The sequence below is a fragment of the Vibrio jasicida CAIM 1864 = LMG 25398 genome (assembly GCF_000400365.1).
Lineage (GTDB): Bacteria > Pseudomonadota > Gammaproteobacteria > Enterobacterales > Vibrionaceae > Vibrio > Vibrio jasicida.
Genome location: NZ_BAOG01000044.1, coordinates 106,507 through 126,744 on the forward strand (window position 1 = coordinate 106,507; position 20,238 = coordinate 126,744).

12 protein-coding genes are annotated in these 20,238 nt (G+C 44.0%); 2 read left to right on the plus strand and 10 right to left on the minus strand.

Annotated elements, in window-relative coordinates:
• Window positions 1–103: 103 nt before the first annotated feature.
• The 6 genes from VJL_RS13245 to VJL_RS13270 form a co-directional block, all read right to left on the minus strand.
• Complete coding sequence (locus tag VJL_RS13245) at window positions 104–1,048, minus strand: hypothetical protein (protein ID WP_038878571.1); 945 nt, start codon at window positions 1,046–1,048, stop codon at window positions 104–106.
• Complete coding sequence (locus tag VJL_RS13250) at window positions 1,041–2,033, minus strand: DUF2169 family type VI secretion system accessory protein (protein ID WP_038878574.1); 993 nt, start codon at window positions 2,031–2,033, stop codon at window positions 1,041–1,043. The genes VJL_RS13245 and VJL_RS13250 overlap by 8 nt, the downstream gene beginning before the upstream one ends.
• Window positions 2,014–3,333 carry a hypothetical protein gene (locus VJL_RS13255; RefSeq protein WP_038878577.1) on the minus strand — a complete coding sequence of 440 codons (1,320 nt, stop codon included), beginning with the start codon at window positions 3,331–3,333 and terminating at the stop codon, window positions 2,014–2,016. Before VJL_RS13255 ends, VJL_RS13250 begins: the two co-directional genes overlap by 20 nt.
• A 94-nt stretch (window positions 3,334–3,427) precedes the next feature.
• Complete coding sequence (locus VJL_RS13260) at window positions 3,428–3,913, minus strand: hypothetical protein (RefSeq protein ID WP_038867841.1); 486 nt, start codon at window positions 3,911–3,913, stop codon at window positions 3,428–3,430.
• Entirely contained in the window at window positions 3,913–5,991 is a 2,079-nt protein-coding gene (locus VJL_RS13265) for a type VI secretion system Vgr family protein (protein WP_038878580.1), read from the minus strand. The genes VJL_RS13260 and VJL_RS13265 overlap by 1 nt, the downstream gene beginning before the upstream one ends.
• A gap of 72 nt (window positions 5,992–6,063) precedes the next feature.
• Window positions 6,064–6,582: an Hcp family type VI secretion system effector gene (locus VJL_RS13270; protein WP_038867845.1), complete on the minus strand. Its 519-nt coding sequence runs from the start codon at window positions 6,580–6,582 to the stop codon at window positions 6,064–6,066.
• Window positions 6,583–7,037: 455 nt separating this feature from the next.
• Here VJL_RS13270 and tssH point away from each other — a divergent pair, with 455 nt between their 5' ends.
• Window positions 7,038–9,716, plus strand: coding sequence for a type VI secretion system ATPase TssH (gene tssH, locus VJL_RS13275; RefSeq protein WP_038878595.1), 2,679 nt, complete (start codon window positions 7,038–7,040; stop codon window positions 9,714–9,716).
• Window positions 9,703–11,331: a sigma-54-dependent Fis family transcriptional regulator gene (locus VJL_RS13280; RefSeq protein WP_038878582.1), complete on the plus strand. Its 1,629-nt coding sequence runs from the start codon at window positions 9,703–9,705 to the stop codon at window positions 11,329–11,331. Before tssH ends, VJL_RS13280 begins: the two co-directional genes overlap by 14 nt.
• 63 nt (window positions 11,332–11,394) lie before the next feature.
• On the opposite strand, the gene VJL_RS13285 is transcribed toward VJL_RS13280, so the two are convergent.
• The 4 genes from VJL_RS13285 to VJL_RS13300 form a co-directional block, all read right to left on the minus strand.
• Window positions 11,395–16,086, minus strand: coding sequence for an OmpA family protein (locus VJL_RS13285; RefSeq protein ID WP_038878584.1), 4,692 nt, complete (start codon window positions 16,084–16,086; stop codon window positions 11,395–11,397).
• Window positions 16,079–17,314: a hypothetical protein gene (locus VJL_RS13290; protein ID WP_038878586.1), complete on the minus strand. Its 1,236-nt coding sequence runs from the start codon at window positions 17,312–17,314 to the stop codon at window positions 16,079–16,081. The genes VJL_RS13285 and VJL_RS13290 overlap by 8 nt, the downstream gene beginning before the upstream one ends.
• Window position 17,315: 1 nt before the next feature.
• Window positions 17,316–19,034 (minus strand): hypothetical protein, encoded by a 1,719-nt coding sequence (locus VJL_RS13295; RefSeq protein WP_038878588.1) that lies wholly within the window; start codon window positions 19,032–19,034, stop codon window positions 17,316–17,318.
• A gap of 758 nt (window positions 19,035–19,792) precedes the next feature.
• Window positions 19,793–20,238, minus strand: a 446-nt coding sequence (locus VJL_RS13300) for a hypothetical protein (RefSeq protein ID WP_081634968.1), incomplete at its 5' end; no start/stop codon positions are given.

Consider the following 20,238-nt stretch of genomic DNA (forward strand, 5'->3'; position numbering starts at 1 on the left):
GCTTTGACTTACGCTTTCACTACATTAGTTCCCTTGTTTTGGCATCTTAAATACCGATCATAAAAACTTTGCCTATTTCACTATTTATAAGTGTGTGATCCAATTAACAGGCTAATAATTGGAGTAGCCCTTTATCACCATTAAAGTCAAACATCAGCAATGATGTAGGTTGGTTAAAGTGGTGGTTTTTAACAGCATAAGCGACCAAAGCAAGCGAAGATGAGCTTCCCATCGTTCCCCATAACTCATTGATAAGTTGAGGTTGTTCTGGATAAGTAAAGCGTTCCGCCTTTGCACCCAAAGCGAAACCATAATCTTCAGTGTGAGCACGTAAGTTTGACATATCCGAAAAAACCTCACCAAAGGATGCCAGTTTTTTACTTGAACGTTGAACCAACCGAAACATCCCTCTTCTATCTGACGAATTTAATTCCGTATCGATATAGCCTAATTGCGCTTGGGGGTTGAGTTTTAATGTTTCTACTGTATTTCTTCGACACAGAATCAACCCCGCACCACCTTCACTTGGAATAACGCCCCATGGATTATTGGTACTCATAACCATTGCTTCACTTATTAACGAGTCAAGGGAGCTCACTAACGAATCGACACTCACACACATCATGGCGTCGTATTTATCGAGTGATTTCATGGCTTGTAGCACAAAGCTAGGCCCGCTTGCATGCACTGCTTGGACCACAGAAAGAAAGTCAGAATAGTCACTTTCACCAAGCCATTCCTGCACCTTTACTAGAGAGACAGAGCTTGGCACGGCGATCAATAATGGAATCGGTTTCAAAGAACGCGGTAACTGCATCAATAAAGAATCGAGTAGATAACTCGTTATCTCACACGTTTTTTCTAACAACTCAGAGTCTTTGGTGTATTCGATTTTCGCGTAGGTAAAGCGCTCAATCCCGTCTTCTCCAACGATTTGTTCAAATCTGGCTAAATCAGCATGAGCGACACTGCTTGAGATATCGAGGTTCATGCCCATCGGCGTCACCACTTCCATTCCTAAGACATAGCGGCCTGTCGAATTATGCATGCTCACTTACCTCTGCCAGTTTCGTGATGGACGTTGATACCAACAGGTGTTCTTTCCCCTGACAAGGAAATACGGAGGTATAACTGATTGAAATCGTTTTCTTTTCAGCATCGACAAATAGGGTATACATCGACATATCGGCTTGATAAGTATCTTGTTTGAACGTAGCAATTGCACGGTATTTTTCTTTAGGGATACGAAATGAAATCGTATCGTCATGACAAAAGCCACTCATCATCAAACGTTCACCACCGTGAAGGAAACCTTTACATTGTTGGTCAACAGATGCGCTTTGGAAAAAGCGTCTATCGAAGTCGACCGGTAACATTGGTTTGCGGTTTTCAATCCAATCGTCATCAAACGTACCCGCCAACTTTTGACGAGATTCAAAGAACGGAGGTATCGGCCCAAAACCGGCCACACGCAGTTTTTTCCCTGTCGCACTCCAATCTTCTTTTGGATAAAACACCGAAGGCACCTTTTGCTCAACTAATTCTTTACTGGAATCGGCAACACCGCCGCCAATACGGTTCCGTAAGTCACCGCCAATGGCACAGGTATAGTCAATGTCTTTTTCGATGAAAGGAATCGGTTTGCTGAGCGTAATACTGCCACCATGCTCTACCCATACACGTTCACCGTGAATAGCAAGTGTCTTGTCGATATGGCCATCAATCAACACGCGGCACTCTTGGTAAGTCACCGGTTTCTTCGCATAGCTACGCGCCTTTCCGTAGACCAGCACGTCAGTATTAGTTTTGGTATAGGCGAATTCATGGTCCATTTTCATTGCCGAGAAGCCTTCTTCTCCCAAATATTGAGGATCATCAAAAATCTCGCTTTCGCCCAACTCATGCCATACTGCACCATCAAACTGCCAAGTACGCTTCGCGACAACAACCCACACTTCATCGCCGTTTTCATCACGCTGAAAGCGCCCTTTAAGCGATAGCTCGGGGTGCGCTTCAATGTCCCATAACTGCATTGCTATTCCTTAAGTTGAATCGTTCGCTCGCAGAAGGTGCTGCTTTTAAGTTGTTGAAGTTCCAATCTTGTTGGTGAATTGGCATCGCCATATCCCAAGGCACATAAGCCCTAGATTGAATACAGAGTTGTCGCCATAGCCAATCACGAAACATCACGTCTATATTGGCATCTTGCATTGCTGCCAAAGTAGATTCGAAACTCAGTGAATACCCCAAACGACTTGGTAAGTTTTGAACGTACTTGTCGTCTTCAAGCCACTCATTGAGTAAATCGACAATCTCTTCCCACTCATACTCAACACCTATTTCTTGAGGAGTAAGAGGAAGGAGCTTTCCGTAGACGACATACAGGGCTTGAATCCAAACCTCGCCTTCATCTTCTTCTAGTCGTCCTAACTGCTCGATGATCTCAGGCACCAATTTCCAATCACCCGTTAGTGCAAAATCAACAGGCGCCAGCGATGAAGATATATCAAAGGATTCAAACTCTTTGAGCTCCAAAAGTTTGGCGAAAGTCAGCACTTGTGCCGAAGGCAATCCACTCGGGTCAATACCAAAACACTGGCGGAACCAAGTGCTTCTATCACGTTTGGTGATCAAGCGTTCGAACAGATACTGCTCTCCATTCGCATGCTCATTAATCCACTCAATGCCCTCTTCTACATCTTGTAATGCCAACAGGGGTAATGCGACATTGGAACGAATGATTTCCGCTTTATGCCAGCGCTTAATCAGAGCAACGCTTAATGCTTGCCTTACACGTAAGCATTCAAAATAAAACGCGCTTGTTTTCGAGTTACCTTCAATCAGTTCTGACATCACACTGTCGAGGTGTTCAACGGGCGATTGAGTCACAAACACCATCGCTGTGTTGCTATCTAACTCTTCAAGTACCGATAAGCCAACTAATAGATTATCAATATCTGAACCAAGTTCATTCTGTAGCGCGAGCCAAACATAAATTTCTGGTTCTTGGTTTTTTAGTTGATGGAACAGCCCTGGGGTAAGTCGATAGAACGAGAGATAAACCTGTTTGAGCTCTTCAATCTGACGTTCTATCAATTTGAGATACTCAATCTCTCGGCTTGGGTAACCACGTTTGTGGATTTGGACACGTTGTTTGAGTAAAAAACCGAGACTCTCGGATGCTATCGATAACTTTTCATTACAGAAACCCAGCCAAGATGCCGGTAATTGGGAAAGCTCGTTGGTCGCCTTCTCTGCTTTTGCTAAAGCGCTTTCAACGAGCTGGTTAGTTATGGGGGCATTTAGGTGTTCAACACCGATTCTTTGTCGCATCTACTTATCCGTTATTAGCCTGCGATAACGCGATTGCAATTAGTTAAACTCAAAGTAAGTAGCTAATACGAAGTAATTAGCTAACTCAAGGTAACTAGTTAATTGCGATCGTTCCGCCTTGAATCTTTTGAGCTTTTTCTGCTTGTGAGGTGACGTATTTCGCTTTCGTCGTAATTCGGCCATCACGCCCACTGTAGCGCGTTTCTGTCTCACCACTCTTGACGATCAGTTCTTGCTCGGTTTCTATCACCATCTTTTTCGCTCTTAACACGAACTCATCAGAGTCATTCAGAATAGAGAAAAAAATGTCCGTCACGAGAGGCAAGCTTAAGTCGTCGTTCATAAATTCGATACGGCAACTCAGTTTATTATCTATTGCCATTTGTAGTTCACTGCGACGAAAGCCGCGCCCTAACCTTGCAGTGAGCGGTTGATTGAATGGATTACCATCAAAATCGACACGGACACTGCCCGTTGACTCGTTAATGGCGACTATGGTTCCAAAACGCGAAAAGCAAGCCGGTGATTCGGCTTGCTGTTTCGTGATGGTTTCTGCAATAAGAGGTTGTTTTTCCATCATTAGTTAATCGCTACGTTACCACCTTTCACGACGACTTTATCGCTGCCTTCAATGGTGATTGAAGAACCAGAAAGCTTGATTGAACCGTCACTGTTCATCACTAATGAAGAACCACCGGTTTTCAATACAATCTTGTCACCACTGATGATTTGCGTCGCACCATCGGCTTTGTAAGACGTGTTACCTTTCACCGATACGGTTAAGTTACCACCTACCGTTTGGTTATCGTCAGCACCAACATCAGAGCTCTTAGAAGCGCCGACAGTCAGGTTGCTGTTTTCACCCACATCCAAGTCGTCATTCTTGCCGATCTTAGTTGTACGGTTATCACCAATTTCCAAATCAGAATTGTTTTTCACATACTGAGTTTCATTGGCGTTGTAAGTCACAGTGACGTCTTGTTCTACCGTCTCAGTAAACGTGCTGTTTACTTGTGTTGTCTTGTGGCCATCAATAGTTTCTTTATGATCACCATGCACTTCATTAGTTTGGTGACGCGCGACCTTTAAGAACTCATCCTGACCGATGTCTCGGTAACGGTTGTTGAGTACCTTCGTCGACATGTCTTTTTGAGCGTGAATGTAGACTTCTTCTTGGTTCGCTTCGTCCTCAAAACTCAGTTCGTTGTAGCCAGTGCCTTTGTGCGTTTGAGTACGGAACGTGGTACGCGTTTTGTTTTCTGGCAATGAGTACGGAGGGAAATGCAGGCCATTGTACACCGCGCCTGTTACAAGCGGTCGGTCTGGGTCTCCCTCAAGGAAGGTAACGACAACTTCATGGCCAATACGTGGCAAATAAACCGCCCCCCAAGTAGGAGCCGCCATAGATTGACTTACGCGAATCCAGCAGCTTGCGTGCTCATCGTTATCGCCGTAACGATCCCAGTGGAACTGAACTTTGATTCGTCCTAGTTTATCGGTGTAGATCTCCTCGCCTGCTGGACCAACCACTACCGCCGTTTGAGGGCCGTCTACAAGCGGAGCCGCCAGTTTAGGAGCTTTGAATACCACGTCGCGAGGGATGCAAGAGAACTGGTTGTAGTACGTAGTTGGCATACCACTTGTTTCGTCCTCATGCACTTGTGGGTCTTGTCCTGTGTGCATCACTGATAACATGATGTAATCACGGTTGATCGCCGAACGAGGGTGATCACTGATGTTGAAGCTATAGCCGGATGCCAAACGCATCACATCACTGCTTGCTTCAACTTGTTGATTATCAACAATGTGCTCAGACATCCATTCAGTCGTTCTCACCTGCCCCATTGCAGGATCAACATAACGACCCGGATAATCAAACTGCTTGAGATCTTGGTCGAGATCACCTGCATGCGTCATCTCTTGTGGAATCTTTGGCTGCTCGTAGTTGTAGTCCGTGTACGTAACCTGACCTGTTCGTACGCGGTTAACAAGCTCAAGATCAGAGATGTGCTCGCGATCAGCAACACCGCCGCCATCAGAGTGGTAAACAATCGGTCCAATATAAGAAGCGTTGATAGGAGAGCTCACCAAAGGCGCAATAGCATCGTTGCTATCCACAATCACCATGGTGTGGTTCGCATCAGTGTGATCAAAGTAATACCACATACCGTGTTCTGCCATCATTCGCTGAACGAACTGAAGGTCAGATTCACGATATTGCAGTACGTATTCTTTCGGAGGATAAGTACCCGAGACTTCAAATCGATAGTCGGTAACTGCGCCATCATCAAGCACTTCCGTGATGATGTCTTTCGCAGATTTCTGCTGGAAGATGCGACAGTCTTGACGCTGAGATAAGAACCAAGCTTGAGGAACCAGAACCAATTGATAACGAGAGAAGCGACGACCCGTACCTAGGTAACGAACTTCGTTTACTACCCCGTTGAATACGCGTGCAGCACCTACACCCTGTCCATAAAGAGTTAACGTGCCAGCTTTACGAATCAAGGCATCAAAAGAAATATCTGGATCAAGTGAAAGTAATGAGAGACTGATGTGAAAAGGCTTCGAAAGCTCTTCATTCACTTGAAAGCTTTCTACTCGAAAGTCGTGCCCACACCCTGGCACTTCAAATTTAAATTCTACGTCATTCACCATATCTTTTACCTGATACAAATAATCGAATTAGGGCCAACAATTGTTGGCCCTGAATCTTTACGCAAAAAGCAATTATGCTTCGCGTGGAGCACGCCAGTCGTCGTTACCAGCTGTACCACAGTTTTCGTGAGTTACTTCGATTGCACGGTAAGTCAGCTTAAGAACTTCTTCTGTCACGCGGTCTGCTGTTGCAGCGTCTTGACAGTGGTTCATACGAGTTTGGATATCTACAAGTAGCGCATCAATCAGTTTGATTGAGTAGTAGTGCTCTTGCTTACCTTGAACAGAAGTACGGTAGAAACGAATCACACACTCAGGAAGTTTTTCGCCAGAAACTAGTGCGTTGAATAGTAGCGGAGAAGAACGGTCTTGAACTTTAGTTACAACAACTGGGCGGTGTACACGTTGACCAGTTGGCTGACCGCTTTGTGGGTCACGTGGCACTGTTAGTACGTGATCAAGTTCTTGTACTAGGAACTCATCAACGTGAGCTTCTTGCCATGTGTTACCTACAGAATCTGCAGAGTAAGTATCTTTAGTGATGTGACCTTGAGTTTCACCTTTGATAGACATATATGCTGGAGTTGGCATCGTTATTTCCTTTTCTAAAATCTGTTTTGTTTAAATCACCAAATCGCTTATCACCGCGACTACTTAGTATAATCAAACTCCATGCCAACTTTTATAAACCTTACAATACAATCACTTAGCTAAAAATGGGCTTTATTTATCAATTTATTAAGTACAATTTATTGGATAAAAAACCAAAAAGTTGGAAATCGATAATAATAAATTGTTTCAATAATAAAAAGTGAAAATAACCATATATCAAGAACAGAATAAAGTTAATAAAACTATCTATTTAGTCATATTAACTAAGAATTAATTCAGTATGACAAACCAAGATAATCAACCGTAAATATTCCCACTAATTTTGTCATTAAAATCACCAACAAACGCTAGGCAAAATATCTTGATAAAAAAAGAGTGTTATCACTTTTAGTATAATAGCCGCTACCTCTTTTCCTCTAAAGAATAAAATGGCTATGATAAATATAAACCTTTCTTCATTAATTCAGCGTCTCCACCCTATTGCAAAAGTGGCGTTAGAAGACGCAGCTGCACTTGCAGTTTCTGAAAAAGCAACCGAAGTTCAAATCGAGCATTATTTACTGAGTCTATTAGAAAGGCCAAATAGTGATTTTGACGTCTTATTAAGTCATTTTGATTGTTCTGAGAACTTGCTAAGACAATCGATTCGATCCACCCTCGACACCAACGCCAAGGGAAATGGCAGCAAACCTGTTTTTTCTGCTTTATTAATCGAATGGTTACAAGAAAGTTGGCTGGTTTCTTCTTTAGATCTATCCGAAACACAAATCCGCTCTGGCGCCCTACTCCTTACTCTTGTTAGCAATCCTCTACGTTACGGCCAACACGGTTACGCCTCTATCCTTGAAGCCGTAAACCCTGACAGCCTTAAGCGTAATTTTGCAGAGCTAACAAGCCACTCTATTGAGGCGCAAGTCGCGACTTCAGAGAAAACACAAGCTCGTGAAGATGGTTCAGCACTGAGCAAGTTCACGACCGACTTTACGGGTAAAGCACGCAAAGGCGAAATCGATCCTGTTTTCTGCCGTGACCAAGAAATCCGCCAAATCGTGGACATTCTTGCTCGTCGCCGTAAAAACAACCCTATTGCTGTTGGTGAACCGGGCGTTGGTAAAACCGCAGTAGTAGAAGGCTTGGCACTTAAGATTGTACAAGGTGACGTACCAGACAACCTCAAAGGTGTTGAGCTTTACGGCTTGGACATGGGTCTTCTGCAGGCAGGTGCAAGCGTAAAAGGTGAATTCGAAAAACGCCTAAACGCGGTATTGGATGAAGTGAAAAACTCGCCAACCCCTATAATTCTTTTCATCGATGAAGCACACACTCTTGTTGGTGGCGGTAACCAAGCGGGCGGCAGCGACGCAGCAAACTTGTTAAAACCTGCCCTAGCACGTGGTGAAGTGAAAACCATCGCAGCGACAACCTGGTCGGAATACAAGAAGTACTTCGAGAAAGATCCTGCCCTTGCACGTCGTTTCCAATTGGTGAAACTCGACGAACCGTCTCCTGAGCAAGCAGCATTGATCATTCGTGGTCTTCGCCCTGCATACGAGAAGTCACATAATGTTTACGTGCGTGATGACGCCATCACTGCTGCGGCAGCACTTTCTGCGCGTTATATCTCTGGCCGTCAACTGCCAGACAAAGCGATCGATGTGCTAGATACGGCGTGTGCACGAGTGAACATCAGCCTGAATGCTATTCCTGCTTCTGTTGAGACTCTTCAGCAAGAACTTGCAGCTCAACAGCGCGAGCTAGAAGCACTTGAGCGTGATGCTCTGCAGCAAACTGGCGACAAGCACAGCCTTGCTAACATTCCAGACCTAAAACTTGCAATGGAAACAACGAAAGAAGAGCTGGCAGAGCAAGAAGCCCAATGGCATAAAGAAAAAGAGCAGATCCAAGAGATGATTGCTCTACGCTCTCGCTTGCATGAACTGGTCTTTGGCGAAACAAATGAAGAAGAGCTTGTTGCAGACGAAGAATCAGAACAAGAGCAAGACGTTTCTCCATATGCAGAAATGGATGAAGAAGCCGTTCGCATTGCAATTTCAGCCTGCCAAGAACAGCTAGACGCAATCCGCAATGGCAACCCACTGGTTCACTTTGAAGTGGGTCCAGATGAAGTCAGCCACGTGATCTCGGACTGGACTGGTATTCCAATGGGTAAGATGCTTCAAGACGAAGCAGAAACCACACTAAAACTGAAAGAAAGCCTAACACAAAGCATCAAAGGCCAAGAATACGCTATCGATGCACTGTCTGAAGGCATTCAAACCGCAAAAGCAGGATTAGGCAACCCAGATGCACCGACAGGCGTATTCCTGCTGGTTGGCCCAAGTGGTGTAGGTAAAACCGAAACCGCTCGTGCGATCGCTGATCAAATGTTTGGTGGTGAGCGCTTTATGACGACCATCAACATGTCTGAGTTCCAAGAGAAGCACACGGTATCTCGCCTAATTGGTTCACCTCCGGGTTACGTAGGTTACGGTGAAGGCGGCATGCTGACAGAAGCGGTACGTCAACGTCCATATTCTGTTGTACTTCTTGATGAAGTTGAAAAAGCCGATCCAGAAGTGCTGAACCTGTTCTACCAAGTGTTCGACAAAGGTACGCTGAACGACGGCGAAGGCCGAACCATCGACTTCAAGAACACGCTGATCATCATGACCAGCAACCTTGCGACGCACGAGATTGAATCTTTAGTTCATCAATCAAAAGACATTGATGCAAACATCATCGCAGAAGCTATCCGCCCTACTTTGAACCAACACTTCAAACCGGCGCTGTTGGCACGTATGTCTGTGCTTCCGTTTGTTCCGCTATCTGATGAAGCAATGACAGAAATCATTCACCATAAGCTGAACAAAGTCTCTCAGCGTCTACAGAGCCATCACAAATTGTCTCTGAGCTACGAAGAAAGCTTGGTTGAATTCGTACTGGGTAACTGTCGCCTTGCTGAAACAGGCGCACGTAACATTGACGCGGTCATCAACCGTCAGTTACTGCCGCAGCTATCGACACAGCTATTGGTGCATGACAAGGATGATTCACATACGCAAATCGCAGTTTCTGTCGATGAGCAAGGAACACTAACCTATGCGTTCAGCTAACCATAGCGAACTTAGCAACGCCCTACTTGCGATCAGCCAATCTTTGGCTGATCGCAGCCAGCTGACCCAAACGTTAGATGCCGTGTTGACCGCTGCGAGACAAATGACCCTCGCAAAGCATGGCATCATTTACGTTTTAGACCAGACTGGTCAAGCGTTGATCCCAAGTACCGCTCACCATAACGATAAAACGATTGTTTCCCACCCTTGGGAAGCATTGCAGATAGATTCTGCCAGTGAGAACGACCCATTTAACTTTGCGATTCGCAATGGTGAAGTGGTGTTGATCAACGAGCTGTATAAGTACAACGGTTACGACTGTGAAAGCATTTATCAAAGCGAGCAGATACTTGGACTAAAGAGCGAAAACTTATTGGCTTGGCCACTTATCGACAACGATAGTAAAACCATCGGCCTGTTAGTATTGCTCGATTTAAGCGTTATCGACAACGAAGCCGCACTCACTGAGTTCTGTCGTATGGCCGCAAGCAATATTCGCCAAGCGGTGTGGTTAGAGCAATATGGGCAAGTGATCAAAAGCCTGAGTGCCGACAATCAAGCACTGCTCCGTGAGAACACTCAGCTTAAAAAGCGTACCAAGAAAACCTACCAAGGCCCGATTGCAGAGAGCGAAGAAATGCTCAATGTCTTGAATCGTCTTGATAAGGTGCTATCTCTTCCTGTCGACGTTCTGTTGCGTGGTGAAACTGGTGCAGGTAAAGAAGTGATCGCGAAGTACATTCACGAGAACTCTAACCGAGCAGACCAGCCTTTGATCGTTCAAAACTGTGCGGCTATTCCAGAGCAGTTGTTGGAGTCTGAACTTTTTGGGCATAAGAAAGGCTCATTCACAGGCGCAGACAAAGATAAAGTGGGCCTGTTTGAAGCAGCCAACGGTGGCACGCTATTCCTAGATGAGATTGGTGATATGCCAATGCTACTGCAGGCAAAATTGCTGCGTGTGCTGCAAGAACGTAAGGTTCGCCCTGTCGGTGCCAGTAAAGAGATTGAAGTCGACGTGCGCGTAATCGCCGCAACCCACTGTAATCTTATGCAGCAGATCAAAGATGGCGGGTTCCGTGCTGACTTGTTCTATCGCTTGAATGTATTCCCGATTACGCTGCCTCCCTTGAGAGAACGTGAATCAGATATTATTCCTCTCGCAGAACATTTCGTGCAGCACACGACCAAGACCTTGGGCTTACCGCAAGCGCCGGGGTTAAGTGCCAACGTGCGTAAACAGCTTCTTGCGTACTCTTATCCGGGTAACGTACGTGAGCTGAAAAACATCATCGAGCGCTCAGTACTGCTGTCCGATTTTGAAACCATCACTCACATTGAGTTTGGTGAACAAATCCCAGAAGATACGCCAAGTGTTGAAGTAAAAGCAGCACCACCTACCCCAGAACAACCCGCTTACGAGCCAGCACAAGCGGATTTAGAGGACGCTTCAATAGGCCTTAAGGACGTTGTCAGCCAATACGAGCGCACAGTGATCATCGATTGCTTAAATGCCTGTAATTGGCACACCAAGAAAGCCGCCGAGCAATTGGCACTTCCAATGAGTACCCTCAACCATAAGATGAAGAAATACGATATTTCCGCTGCGGGTTAAGCGAGAAGCGAGAAATTCAGCTTCCATTGATAAGAAAAGAAAAACCGCCCGAAGGCGGTTTTTTTATTTATTGAGAATCGACGCTTCAATGATGGTTGCCAAGTATGGATCTCTAATCCAAGTTACCATACGTTCTGTACGCTCTTCTGGTTTCAGTTTTGCCCAGTTGATGTACATATCTTTATCAACTTTATAGTTTGGGTCTTCACAATCAGAAAAATAAGATAACTCATCTACATTTTTGTACTGCCTGCCCAACGACATCTCAAAGCTTCCAAGTTTAAACGGCGTTTTTTCCGCTGTATTACGTTGTACTAGAGAGGACACCTTTAGAACTGCTTCTTGGAATCGTCCAGATGTCGAAACAACGGGTCCAAATGGTCGAAGTCCCTTGATTTCTTGCCCGTTCAGCGCTTTAAATGCGAACTCGAATCGAGACGCGTAGACGACCTTACCATCGAAATCTTCATCCATGTCTATGTTGGATAGAGCCTCAGAAACAAAGTCTGCGTTTATATTTTTGTTAATCACATCGCTGTCATCTAGCGTCCATTTCGAACCATCCTTCTTTAGTATCCCAATATAAGTAAGGTTACTTAGATACTCAGGACCAGAGGTAGTTTCAGAGCCGAATACGGCTTCATTATCAAAAGTGGTTGAGAGCTTTAGTGAAACTGGAACACTCTGCCATTCAAGATTTTGGCCCTGATACGACTCTTTTCTGTGCTTGCCAACAATGAGCATAACTTCCATAGCGAATGACTTATTCGAAGTCCAATCAAAGCCTTTGAGCTCATCTGCAGTAGTAAACATACTGTCCTCGTTCATAAACTGTCGTTTATTCCCGTAGTTGACCGCAATCGCACTGTGTTTAATGTCATCGATAACAGGCTTTGTTGGGCCTTTATGAACTTTACTATGTAAGACAAAGTCTAGCGTTAACAAGTCTTTCTCTGACACACTATTTCCGTTCGCTATAAAGCCCGATTTAGCAGAGAGTGTGTGGTTATGGTTTGTATCAACCCCTACAGGAATCTGTCTAGGTGACGTAATAAATCGTCCGACAGTCTTGTCCACTCGTACTGGTAGCTTATAGTTGCTTCCAGATAGGGTGAACTCATAGGTCATATTTTTGAAGCCACCGCTGTTTACATATTCTTTGAGTACATCTTGTTGGGAGTCAATTTTTATCACCTGCCCAAAAATCGGACCGAGAGCAACTTTAGATAAGTAGCCGCTATAATCGACTAAGTCATGCTTGGCGATCAAAGGCTTCACTCCAGAGAAGACATCATCACCAAAGTAAAAATACGGCTCAAACTCACAACCAATAAGGACTTTGCTGTCTACTTTTTCCGCCTCAAAAAATTCGGCCAACTCACCTTTGGGGTCTACACTAAATTCCTCGTGTTTCATTGGTTTGAACATCAAATTAAACTTAGGTCCACTGGTATTAAGTAAACCATCAGTGCGCTGATAAGACATCTCACACTGAAACACATTTGACGTCATCTGTTTTAGACTTTGTTTGCCTAACACCATTTGCCACTTCAAACGGTGGAAAGGCGATAATCGCACCTTTTTATTTGCTTTTAATCGTGCCTTTTCCCACTCATCAAAGGTGACCCATTTAGAATTGTCATGAGGCTCAGAGACTAATAACCTAACGAACCCTAGGTCCTCTTCTGATAATTTTTTAGACTCAACATTAAACTGTGTCGCAAACTCCACTAAGCCTCGTTGTTGATCGCGATTATAGAGCTTGTCTTGCACTGGAAACGCAACATTAAACGCCCCGGAAACATCTTTCCTTTTTGGAGCAATATAGTTGGCTTTATTACGAGTGATGACTTGTTCAGCGATTTCTTCACCGTAACTTTCAATTAGTTGCTTGTGTCCCTCACGACGCATGAGTTCTTGGAGCCACAAGTTACACAAATTTTCTTTTAACTCTGTGTTTAATACCCAGCCATCGGTTTCGATATATCGCTGAATGTATTCATCGATGGCTAATACTTGCCACTGCTTTGTGAACTCTTGTTCGCCCTCAGCACAAGCTCTTTGAATCAAAAGTACCAAACCATTAATAGCAAGTGCACGGCGTTGATAGCGCTTAATCAACTCCTTTGCACCCGTAGCTTTTCCTAAGTGCTCAACTAACGCATCTGAAGACGTAAAATACAACTCAGTCAATTGGGTATCAATCTCAGCCAATGAATCAATAATTTCTGTGGTTTCATGGCTAAGTTGTTCAATTGCAGATATGCTTTTTCTAACTTCGTTGTAGGAAGACAAGTAATAATCGAAGAGCACAGAGTCTAGCAACTGGGCGCCACTCATCAGCATTTTCCCGCCTTCTTTGACAACGAAAAAGCCTCTTGCTGCCTGTCCTATTATCGGAACATAGCAAGCCATACCAACGATCATCTCGAAGATAGCTAGCTTGAGCTCTTTTGCAATTGCTTCTTCTCCCAAGTTCGCATCTAACTGAGCTAAACGCGCTTGCTCCATAGCCTTAAAGCCGAGTCGACTCGGTGGAATTCTCGCCGCAAACTCTTGTAGATAGATTCGAACTTCAACACGCCGGTTAATATTAAGTTGCGCGTTTTCGCGTTTGATTTCGTTGTTTGGTACCTCGACTATCGGTCGACGTTCGCCAAAAAATCGAATATCACTGACTGAAGAAAAGAACTCAGCAACATGCTGCGCTCGCTGTTGCGAAAGGTTTTGGTTATATTCTGAATCACCGTTTTGACAGGCATGCCCTTCGATTTCAACAACGGCATTTGGAATCTTAGATAATTCTTTGTCGACCGCAGCCAAATACGACAAGTGCGGGGCTTGAACCTGGTTGTTATCAAAAGGAAAAACCAAACGTAAACCGGCACCTTTATGGTCTTTAACAAACATTGCACTGTCTTCAGCAACGTCATTAGGAATGCTGTCAGTAAACGTTACATTGTCGCCTAACTTATCTATGATTTGCTTAAGTAGTAATTCCCCGCTCTTCAGACTTTCTTTCCAGACTGGTACCCAGTTCAGATAATCACGTGATACCTGCTCAAAATAACTTTTCCTGAGTTTAGCTTTCTCTTCTGCTAAGCGTAATTGCTCGCTTTTGTCAGTGACCGCTTTTATCTCATAGAAGGTGTTAATTGCATTGAGCCCGGCCCCAGCAAAGGGCGACAAAAAGCTTTTGACACTGCCGTTACCTGTCAACCACGTTCTAGCAGCACTCCCCGCCACAACGTGGGCATTACCATTTCTCGCAGGTTCAATAACCTTGGTAAAGAACTTACTTTTATCAAACCCTTTCTCTTTGAGAAGCGTTTTTAAGCCCACTTGAGCTGCACGCTCAGATTCCGATGCTGCTTGGCGTAAATCTTGAAGAGTTTGGTAAGCTGCTGCAGTCGCCGATACCCCAAATGAAAACTCCAATGCCGAAATCATGGCTGGGGGTAAAGCGCCCTTGTCTACTTGCCCCCAAAACGTGTTTGCTAAACTTCCAATCACATCGTGTTTACTTGACGGGTTTTGATGAATATTAATGCCAGCATTAACCAAACTTGGTGTCACTTTTGTGCCAACCTCCCACAGCGCAGCACTCATACTGGCAGTCGTTCCACTATTCTCTAGGTTTTCAAGCTCCCCCATTCGGAAGGCTTGTAGAGCTTTAAACTGCGTAGGAAATTGGTATATCAAAGACTCTTCAAGTGAGATCATGTCGCCAGCAACAACCGCAATCTTACCAAACGGTGTCGTTTGGCTGAGCGTGATGTATTCTCGTAGCTCGTAGCTGACTTTGGAGATAAGTCCAACCTCATCATATTCTTTAGTTACATTAGTGGCATTTAATGCAAACTCAGGGATCTCATCAATGAGTTCAGTGTCAAAAGCCACTTCAATGGTGTACATACCATCAATAAAAACTTCCGACGCCAACGGAAACAAAGCTATTGGGCGATGCGAACCGCTGTTTTGATCAAGCAGTGCTTGCGTTATGGTATTTTTACCCTGCAGGTTTAGGTGCTGTCCGCTCTCCTCATCAAAACGAGTAACTTTAACAATTGCATCAGCATACTCTTGTGTTGAAAATGCTACGGCGAGAAATGAGAACGTGGGTACAATAAAGCCACGAATGGGCTTATCTTCAGGAACAGAGTCATACCATTTGTTATATGTAGCTTGCTCATCCGTTAGTGCTTGAGTGCCTGCTTCATATTTAGGCGCGAGTTGTGAGCGCTTTACTTCTGTAACAGCGTATTCCACTTTTTTTTCTAGCGAGTTCAGTGCTTGATCACCGTCATACCCCTTTAGCTTTTCTAAGATAGAGACAAGGTCTGCACACGCCTTTTTCATTGGCCGAGCATCACTCTGTGCACCAATCGCCAACTCTGTAAGCATTGACCATTCAGGAAAAGACAGCTTGTACGTCTTCTGTGCTAGTTCATGTACTGGCGAGCGCAGTGCCAAAACCTGATTGATGTTGGTTTTTTGGTTTTTCTGAATAGAATCGCCCAGTACATGTAAACGACCTAAGTCGTCTGTCGCCCAAAGGGCTGCGCTTTCCTCACCTAAGTTTTTGGCAATGGGAAGCCGTGACATAGGGCGAATATTGCTTAATGCCTCAATCACTTCCAAGTTATCAGCTGAATTCACATCGGCATAGGCGGAACCTTTTTTACCATCAACGGTAGGATACTCAACGCCAAATAAATAGATGTCTGTCGGTAAATATTTAAAATCATTATTCATCGTTATCTACCTCCAGAAAACGCCCACCGTTAGCATCGGCATTATAAAGAACTGGGGTTTTAGCTACTCTTCCAGAATGAATCACCTTCCATGACTGTCGACCTTTTCCAGTCAACTCATAGCGATAATCAGATCCATAGCGTTTTATGGTTATTATTGCTGCTCCTGCCTGGGTTTCTCGGCCATCATTACTAATGTTAACCACCTTATCGTAAGCTTTCTTTTCCTCTCCTTCGTCAGAGAACGCAAGCCACGTTTTTTCCTCAACATTGATCAAAACTTTACGGTATGAGTTTACCGCCCATACGTACTTACCATTAGGACTGATAGCCGTTTGAACATAGACACGCTCCTTAATCGTTTTTTCTGGTTTAAATTCGTCCTCGGGGAAGATTTTATAAAGCATTTTTAAAGTCTTGGCATCAAACACAACCACACCCAAATCGCCGACGTAAATGAGCTTACCGTCAACAATGACAGTAGATTCTGAAATATCGACATCTACCTCCTCCTTGGTTCCCGTAGCTAATGTGTATTTAAAACGCTTAAAACCATCTGAGAAATAGATGTAACTAGAGTCGTCCGCCCAGACCAAATATGGCTTAGTCCGCGCGCTCCCTAGCTGAATAGTCTGTTGCGTTTTTAAGTCAAAAATGGCTTTAATCAGAGGCTCTCCATAACTGTATGCATAAGCCACATAACGATTGTTAGGTGAACGACTCATCGTAAAATTCTGTGGTGACGCGGTGCTTGGCATATCATCCGTGACTAAGCGTAAATCTGTTCCATCAATTTTCATGCTCCAGATTTTATAGCCATTTTCATAATCGTTTACGAGAGGATCTCGAGAGCTGACATTATTCCACCAAAACTGAATTCGAGGTTTGTCATAAGAGCTCACGTCAGACAAATCTTCACGGGGCCACTCTTTTGCTCTGCGAACGGCATAACCTGGTTTGACAGGAAGTGTACCTGGGTATTCAGGCTTAGATAGATCTTCAGAGTAGACAATAAAGTTGTGCTCACTTTGCCATTGGCAGCGTGGTCCTGTCACATCTTTGCGTTCGAATGACGTTGTTTCACCAACATTGTAACAAGCCTTTTGAGCGGGTTCTTTTTCTACGGATTGTGTTGTTGCAGTATTCGAAGTTTGATTACTTTCTTCACCACAGCCTGTTAATAACATAACTGTCGAAAGAAGCGTGATACTTAACGTTGTTCGTTTCATTTTATAATAGTTCCGTGAGTTCAATGTCTTGATAAATTACTGACATTAAGACCGTTTTACCTGAGTTATGAGATCGGCAATGACGAGTTAGATTGACCCTTTTAACTTCTGGTAACCAACCACTAAACACGACTTCTTTGCAATACTGATCCACAAACTCAGCCTCGCGCAAAAAAATCTTTTGGCTCCATGTTTCATCAACACACGTCAGTTGGAAATAATCATCCGGTTGATCGCATTGGGGGTTACTTTTATAAGTAATTACGATGCCTTCGCTTGAGGAGTTAACAACAGCGGCGGCAACACCCTGCTCTTTTTGACTGACAATATTGTAATCTGATTTGCTTGGCACTTGAGTATCGAGATTCGGCAGCGAAATCACAGGTTCGGAGCTCGCATCAAAGTTGTGAGCAGAAGAATAATCACTCAGATCTACTTTAACCGCTTTTTCATTATTCCCGCTCTTTAATTCATTGAGTTGCTGAGTATTGAGTTGAGTCCGAGAATAATAAAAAGCAACATCACTTTGTACGCTACCGTTTATTTTGTATGGAAGCCAAATATGAGGCAAAGGAACACCAAGTGGCTCTCTCTTTGTTTTACTTCCAGCCTTAAATGGACTCAATTCGGTTTGAAGTAATTCTGTGTATGTTTCGCCTTCGTTAGGCCAATCAGCGACCACTACCTCAACTTCTTCTCCAGTAAGACCAAAAACACGGGCACAAGCGTATTCGTCCAACACACCCTCATAGACTTTTTTACCGTCTTGGTACAGCTGAAACGCTTCCCCTGACAGAAATGCTTCGGAGTCTTCATCATATAAGCTGATATCGACCGATCTTTGAGGCGAGGACTTAGTGCTTTGGTAGAGTGATAGATCGACATCAGAAAAGCGTCCGTCGTTTTGAACTTGGATTTCTCGCCAAACTTCTGATTGCCAAACGACATAAATATAACCGCGATCGATAGATACATACCCTGAATCACTCTTATGAACTGGAACTACCGGCACCAACACGTTATCCCACTCATCCATCTGCGTCTCTTTATCAACGGGTTGCAGGTCACCGGCGAGTTTAAGCAAGATCGGCTGAGGCTGGTCGGAACAAGGGATTTTGATATAGAGTGTTTTGCCCTCAGATTCGAGATCTTTAAAGGTCGCTAGGCTGCGGTGTTTATTTTCTGTATCGGCCTTGCCCACTGTAACTTTTTCTTTTTGAGCGTCCGTTTTACCCAACATCAAACATGCTGCATTGCTGGACCACTGCCCTGCAAACTCAACAACGATTTTTTGATCTGGGCTCGGCTCAGAAGGTACATGCGTGTAACTACGAACTAGAGCAACATCGTCAGTAACCTGCTTGTAACCCGCTTTAAAAACTTTGCTTTCATTCGAAGCTGATACAGAGTCAACAAGCGATTTAAGTCTAGGGAAGCTTTGTAACTGAGAGTCCGTTAATGGCGACCTACGAGCAAAGGAAGATAATGAGACCCAACTGCCTTTCCCAAGTTCGGCTCTGATCGCTGCTAGCAATCCGCTGGTCGTTTTTTTAGAAGAAAGAGAAATCTTTTGCGCAAACTCTTTAGGGAGGTTTCTAAGGATGTCATCTGAATTTCGCAAACGCGAAAGCTGTCCTATACACTCGTCTGGTGTAAGAACATAAGGTAGCTCGCTGGAGGAAAGCTTCGAGCTAGGTATAAATTTGCAAACTAAATGCATTTGAATTCTCCACAACCAACATCGTAAATATGGTTGCGGTGACATTTAAGCTGATAAGGCTTACAAGTACGATTTGGTGCGCTAATGCTACTAATTTAATTTATAACATTCAATCACATAGAAAAATCAACAAATAAGCTGAGAGCCACCCAAAAGACATATTCGCTAGAAAATAAGTCATTTAAACTACAAACAAAGACAAAATAACTAGATATTTAAATCAAAAAGAAGGATTCAAATAAAAGGATTTTTTTTATTTTTGGGCAGAAGTTAACAGTTTCTATTGGGCAAATGACACCTCTGAGAGAGGCTCTGAAGGAATGACCTTCCTCAGCAACAACTGATAATGAATTGCTACTGAGGAAGTATGAATAAAAAGGTGAGCGCGTGTCACACTCACAAAAAAGCGCAACTACTTTGAAGCAATGCTAGGCTGGTGTCGCTTCATCACAGTCACAAAACGTCAGGTAGTTCACACTACCTAATGCAGAACTCTATACTTGGGGTATAGCATTGCGTGTAACTATATAATATTAAGACATATTCTCAACGTGGCATATTCACCACAGCATCTTTCAAATAACCATCACAATCACACTAACCGCTCCCAAAAACAAAATTGGCATAGGCATTCTAGATGTTTCACCTTGTATAAAGCCCGCTAAGTCATTTGTCGCAATTATTAGAAAAAGCCAATCGTTTGACTTAGATCACTTAATACCAAGTAAAAAGAAAGCGAGCTTAATGCTCGCTTTCTTTTAGGCTGCTTTCTGGGAGGGAAACTCCGCGGAATATCTTTCCCAATAATCTGGAACAACAAGCGCTGTAGTACTAGAGTAATTGAATGTCGTATTCACCTCATCAGCGGTCGCAGAGAGTGAATTGGTACCATTTGCATAAACGGTTATTTCTCCTTCTTTCAAAGTAGACAAATCAAGATCAACGGTCCATGTACCATCGGCTAGCACTGTTGCACTGCCTAGAACCTCCAAGCTATCAGTATCAACCGCTTTGAGTGCTATTGTGTCCCCCGTCTCGAAACGAGTACTGCTACCATTGACGGTTACTGTTGTTAGGCCTGTGACATCGTTTACTGTTTCAAAAGCGATAGTAGGAGTCATCGCTAGCACTTTGCTAGAAGTGAATGCCTCACCGGCATTGCCCGTTGCATCACTAAAGCCTTGCAACGTTAACGCCACACTCT

Excerpts from the sequence above, each read along its gene's own strand:
- VJL_RS13245 (WP_038878571.1), bottom strand. The coding sequence starts at position 1,048 with ATGCATAATTCGACAGGCCGCTATGTCTTAGGAATGGAAGTGGTGACG.
- VJL_RS13250 (WP_038878574.1), bottom strand. The coding sequence starts at position 2,033 with ATGCAGTTATGGGACATTGAAGCGCACCCCGAGCTATCGCTTAAAGGG.
- VJL_RS13255 (WP_038878577.1), bottom strand. The coding sequence starts at position 3,333 with ATGCGACAAAGAATCGGTGTTGAACACCTAAATGCCCCCATAACTAAC.
- VJL_RS13260 (WP_038867841.1), bottom strand. The coding sequence starts at position 3,913 with ATGATGGAAAAACAACCTCTTATTGCAGAAACCATCACGAAACAGCAA.
- VJL_RS13265 (WP_038878580.1), bottom strand. The coding sequence starts at position 5,991 with ATGGTGAATGACGTAGAATTTAAATTTGAAGTGCCAGGGTGTGGGCAC.
- VJL_RS13270 (WP_038867845.1), bottom strand. The coding sequence starts at position 6,582 with ATGCCAACTCCAGCATATATGTCTATCAAAGGTGAAACTCAAGGTCAC.
- tssH (WP_038878595.1), top strand. The coding sequence starts at position 7,038 with ATGATAAATATAAACCTTTCTTCATTAATTCAGCGTCTCCACCCTATT.
- VJL_RS13280 (WP_038878582.1), top strand. The coding sequence starts at position 9,703 with ATGCGTTCAGCTAACCATAGCGAACTTAGCAACGCCCTACTTGCGATC.
- VJL_RS13285 (WP_038878584.1), bottom strand. The coding sequence starts at position 16,086 with ATGAATAATGATTTTAAATATTTACCGACAGACATCTATTTATTTGGC.
- VJL_RS13290 (WP_038878586.1), bottom strand. The coding sequence starts at position 17,314 with ATGAAACGAACAACGTTAAGTATCACGCTTCTTTCGACAGTTATGTTA.
- VJL_RS13295 (WP_038878588.1), bottom strand. The coding sequence starts at position 19,034 with ATGCATTTAGTTTGCAAATTTATACCTAGCTCGAAGCTTTCCTCCAGC.